The following is a 4346-nucleotide window of genomic DNA, read 5'->3' as shown; positions in this document are numbered from 1 at the left end:
GCGCCGCTTGGACACCTCGAGTTCGATGCTAAGCCGCAGGAGAAGACTTTGAGCATCGTCGAGACGACGACCATAGCGTTGATCGAGGCCAGCGACATAACCGTCGACCAGCGTGCATATATCGCGTGAAACGGCGAGCCGGGTCTCTCGCGCATCATCGATCAGGATATCCGCGATCAATTGCTCCGTGCGGTCGGTCGAGACGCCAGCGGCGGCCAGTAGCTGCCCCAACCCGACATAGGGGTTCGCCCCTGTCTCGGCGCGGCCCTGCGTGATCTTGCCTTCCGCTATCGGATCAAGGCATCCCTGCATAAAGGCGGCTTGATCACCGCCGCCCGTCGCGGTCGCGCGATCGAACGGGTCCGAACTCAGCCGGGACATTTCAGCGCCAGCCGGCGATCAAGCAATTGGGAGCGTTGTTCCAGCGTGAGCGCTGCACCATGGGTCGTCTCGATCTCGGCATAGACGTCGCAGGCCTGCGCGCTATTGGCTGGCCCCATGTCGGTCAGGGCTTGTCCGAGCGCAAACAGGTCGTCGATGATGAACGGCGCATTGGGAGCTTTCTCGTAGAGTTCGAGAAAGAGTTGGGCCGCCTGCGCGTGCTTGCCCTGTCCCTGAAAAGCCCGGGCAAGCTGAAAGCGTGCCTCGCTGGCGCGGGGGTCGGAAGGCCAGGCCGCGACGAAACTATCGAAAGCAAGCTCGGCCCTCGGCCAGTCCTGCCGCTCGGCATAGAGCATCGCCTGTTCAAAGCGGTCGTCAGCGCTGAGCGGCTGCGCGGCGGGTGCGACCGGCTGCGGAATAGATGCCGGCGGCGGCGCAGGTGCGGCCGCCTGGCGTTCCACCGCATCGAGCCTTGCCTCGGTATCGCCTTTTATGGTCTGCACCTGGGCCATGCCGATGACGAGCGCGCGGTGATCCTGTTCCTGCGCGGAAATGAGTCCGGAGAGGGCCCGCTCCAGAGCAGCGAGCCTGCGATCGAGCTGCATCAGGGCGTCGATCGATACAGGCTGGTCTGATGCAGCGCTCGCGGCTCCCCTGGCTGATCCTCCTGTTTCGAGTAGCCCCACCTTCTGTTCGACCTGCCGCAGGCGCTGCTCGATAGCGCCCAGGCTTTGCGCATGCGCCACGCCCGCAAACGACAGCGGCGCGAGCACCGCCGCCGCCCATTGAAGCGCAAGGCGTTTGCTCGGGAGCCAAGGCGAAAGCTGGTAGCGCATCAGAAGCGGAATCCCACGCCTGCGCCCATGATGATCGAGCGCATCCTGTGCGAAACGGTCTGGCTGGTCCCGCCCTGGTCGAGCGTGAGCTTCGAATTGGCGCCGAGATATTTGGCGTCGATGTTGATGTAGATTTGCTCGTTGATCGCGATATCGGCGCCGACCTGTGCGACCGGTGCGAGGCCGCCCTTGATATCCGCCGAATAGGAAATCGCCGGTGTCACCACGCGATTGGTGAGGACTTCTCCCGCCTTTTCGCTGTAGAAATTGGCATAGGACAGACCCACGCCCACATAAGGCCGCAGCAGCTTCGAAGCCGGCATCAGATGATATTGCAGCATGGCCGTCGGGGTGATCAGACCGGCAGAAACGAGCGTCCTGCCGTTGCTGTCCTTTATGTCATAGGGCGCGCCACCAAGGGTCAGCTCAGTCGCGAGGTGATCAGTCATGAAGAAGGTGAGGCTCGCTTCACCACCCGGCGCCGCCTTTGCCTTTGCGGAGACCGGCGTGCCGCCCACATCGACCGTGACGACACTGCTGCCCGTGCGCAGGACATAACCGCCCCGGATCTTGATCAGCACGTCGCCGGGCTCAGCCCATGCGGGTGTCGCTAAAGCCATAGCGGCCAAGGCCGTCAGTACGAAAGTAACAGGACGCATCTTCAATTTCCCCTCATGGTCTGGACAGGCCGCCGGGAAGACCGAGAAGGACGGTCTCGCCACGGCGGTTCTGGCTCTGGCTTGCCTCGCCGCTGCCGGTCGCGATCGGATGCTCCCTGCCGAAGGAGGTCACGAAAAGCCTTTGGGGTGCGACGCCCCGCGCGGTGAGGTAGAATTTCATGGTGGCCGCGCGCTTTTCGCCGAGTGCGAACTGCTGCTCGCGCGGCGCCAGTTCATCGGCATGCCCCTGGAGCGAAGCCCGCACCTCCGGGTGGGCGCGCAACCACTCCGCCTGCCGGTCGAGAATTGCGCGGGCGATCGGGGTCAGCTCGGCGCTGCCTCGCGCGAACAGGATGCGGATCGTGCCCGCATAGCGTTCGAAATCCTCTATTGTCGCGGGCGTCTCGACGTCCCGTATCTCCTGGGCAGGGAGGTTGTTCTCGCGCGTGGCGAGCGGCTCAGGCGGCGGTCCCTGAAGTTCGAACAACGGCGGCGGCAGTAATGGCTGCGTCGGCCGCTGACAGGCGGCGAGCGCGCCACACAGCGCGAGGCAGGCCAAGCCGTGAGCCGCGGGTATCCACCGAACCCTCATGGCCGCTGCCCCGACCAGGCCGGCTCCGAGGCCGCTGCGCCGGTTGCAACCGGCTGCTGTACTTTTCCGGTCAGATCGGTCAGCCAGATCGTCGGCAGCATGGCGCCAGCGGCGGTGCGCTGGAACATGATGGCACGCCCGCTCATGCTCCAGCTCGGGTCTTCGTCGCGGCTGCCCGATGTGAGTATCCGCTCTTTGGATCCATCGGGTTTCATGATCCCGATGCGGAGCGCTCCACCGTCGATCTGCGTAAAGGCGATGAGGTCGCCGCGCGGGCTCCAGACCGGCGAGGCATGTCCGCCTGCGCCAAAGCTGATGCGACGCTGATCGCTTCCGTCCTGCGCCATGACATAGAGCTGAGATTCGCCAGATCGGTTCGACTCGAAGACGATCCCACGCCCGTCCGGTGCAAAGCAGGGACTGGTATCGGTGCCTGCGCCACTGGTGAGCTGGCGCATGTTGCCACTGGCCAGGTCGACGGCATAGATATCGGCCTCACCGTCATGGGCGAGGGAGAAGACGATGGTTGCACCGTCCGGTGAGAAACGGGGAGCTGACGGGACGCCAGCAGGGACCTTGAGCGCGGCCGTGGAGCCACTGTCCAGATCGGCGACGACGAGCCTCGGTGCAGCGACGTCGACATAGGACAGGAAAACGATGCGGCGACTGCCTGGCCCAAAGCGGGGCGTCGCGACCAGTTCCTTGCCTTGGGTCAATTCCGTCGCGTTCGCGCCGTCATAGTCCATCGACACCAATCGGGTGCGCTGGCCCGGGATCGCTCCGTCCTGTGTAGAGACCAGCAGCCTTGTGTCAAAATGCCCCGGATCGCCGGTGGTAAATGCAAAGACCATGTCGGCGCATTTATGGGCGGCGCGCCGCCATTGCGCGGTCGCCACGATGATGCGCTGCGAGGCTTCGACATGGGCACCGAAAACATCGTAGAGCGCGCAGTCATAGGCCAGCTGATTGTTCCCGGCAGGGCGCGCGCGTCCAAGAACCAGCGCCTGTGCGCCTGCGCGTGCGAAGGGGGCAAAAGCAACGTCGTCCGCGATCGAATAGTGTCCATCGACAGGCACAAGCCGATAGAGGCCGGTCGACACCAGATCGGCCCGCACGATTTTCGCCAGGGCCGCGCCCGCATCCTCGCCGCCAGCAACGTCGGGAATGCTGCCGCTCAGAATATCGGGTACGGCAATCAGCAAGGGGGACGCCACGCCTTGCGTGATATCGACATGGAGCGGCCCTTCGGCCCGGAGCGGAGATGCCAGAGCGATGAGCGGGACGAGAGCCGCAGGAAGGAACGACCGTCTCATGATATGTCTCTCGGATCGAAATTTAGCTCGACGTCAGCCCAGGCGTCATAAAGTTCAGGCGGGAGCTTTAGGGGAGCGCAACGCAGGATGGCGCGCCGGACGCTCCCGGCAAGCGCATTGGCATATGCGCCATTGGCTGCGGTCTGACCGCCGATGCGGGATAGCGCCGGCGTGCCAAGCACGCCCCCATCCCGGCCAAGCCTGATCCGCATGACTATGGTGACGTGACCGCTATTGTCCTCCGCCTGCGGCGGGTTCCAGCAAGGGGTGATCTGCGAGCGGATCATGTCGGCGAGGTTGGTGCGCTGCCGGATCGAAAGGCCCGCCACGCCCTTGGGCACGGCCTGCCCGATCGCGGAGCCAATCGCTGCGGAATTGAGACGCGGCCGCGGCGCCGGCGCGGCGGGCTGCCCGAGCGAGCGGGCCAGCGCGGCCGCATCAAGACGACGCGGCGGCGATGGTGCTGGTGTTGTTGCTGTAACAGGCGCTGCGGCGGATGGTGAAGAGACGGGGGAAGCAATATGCGTGGGCGCCGGCGCCGGGGGTACGGGTGGCGCCGGCGCCG

General features: G+C 65.0%; 6 protein-coding genes. All 6 read right to left on the bottom strand.

What is annotated here, in order from left to right; translation table 11 throughout:
* The coding region (locus ACODRZ_RS26410; RefSeq protein WP_488973058.1) for a hypothetical protein at positions 1–381 on the bottom strand (381 nt) is incomplete at its 3' end.
* The gene (locus ACODRZ_RS26405) at positions 369–1217 is read right to left on the bottom strand and encodes a tetratricopeptide repeat protein (RefSeq protein WP_087574342.1); all 849 of its coding nucleotides are present in this window, start codon (positions 1215–1217) and stop codon (positions 369–371) included. The genes ACODRZ_RS26405 and ACODRZ_RS26410, both read right to left, overlap by 13 nt.
* On the bottom strand, positions 1217–1876 hold the full coding sequence (locus ACODRZ_RS26400; RefSeq protein WP_130753340.1) for an OmpW/AlkL family protein: 660 nt from the start codon (positions 1874–1876) through the stop codon (positions 1217–1219). The genes ACODRZ_RS26405 and ACODRZ_RS26400 overlap by 1 nt, the downstream gene beginning before the upstream one ends.
* 13 nt (positions 1877–1889) lie before the next feature.
* Complete coding sequence (locus ACODRZ_RS26395; protein WP_165418764.1) at positions 1890–2435, bottom strand: OmpA family protein; 546 nt, start codon at positions 2433–2435, stop codon at positions 1890–1892.
* Positions 2436–2464: 29 nt separating this feature from the next.
* A complete protein-coding gene (gene tolB, locus ACODRZ_RS26390; RefSeq protein ID WP_087574345.1) occupies positions 2465–3781 on the bottom strand; it encodes a Tol-Pal system beta propeller repeat protein TolB in 1317 nt (438 codons plus the stop codon).
* Positions 3778–4122 carry a cell envelope integrity TolA family protein gene (locus tag ACODRZ_RS26385; protein WP_488986298.1) on the bottom strand — a complete coding sequence of 115 codons (345 nt, stop codon included), beginning with the start codon at positions 4120–4122 and terminating at the stop codon, positions 3778–3780. The genes tolB and ACODRZ_RS26385 overlap by 4 nt, the downstream gene beginning before the upstream one ends.
* Between the last annotated feature and the right edge of the window lie 224 nt (positions 4123–4346).

The sequence above is a fragment of the Novosphingobium sp. FG90 genome, assembly GCF_057808725.1.
Note: the sequence above shows the minus strand (reverse complement) of the source record. Positions and strands in the feature narration are given on the sequence as shown.

What these genes read in the sequence shown, in the direction of transcription:
- ACODRZ_RS26405 (WP_087574342.1), bottom strand. Translation starts at nt 1,217, where the DNA reads ATGCGCTACCAGCTTTCGCCTTGGCTCCCGAGCAAACGCCTTGCGCTT.
- ACODRZ_RS26400 (WP_130753340.1), bottom strand. Translation starts at nt 1,876, where the DNA reads ATGCGTCCTGTTACTTTCGTACTGACGGCCTTGGCCGCTATGGCTTTA.
- tolB (WP_087574345.1), bottom strand. Translation starts at nt 3,781, where the DNA reads ATGAGACGGTCGTTCCTTCCTGCGGCTCTCGTCCCGCTCATCGCTCTG.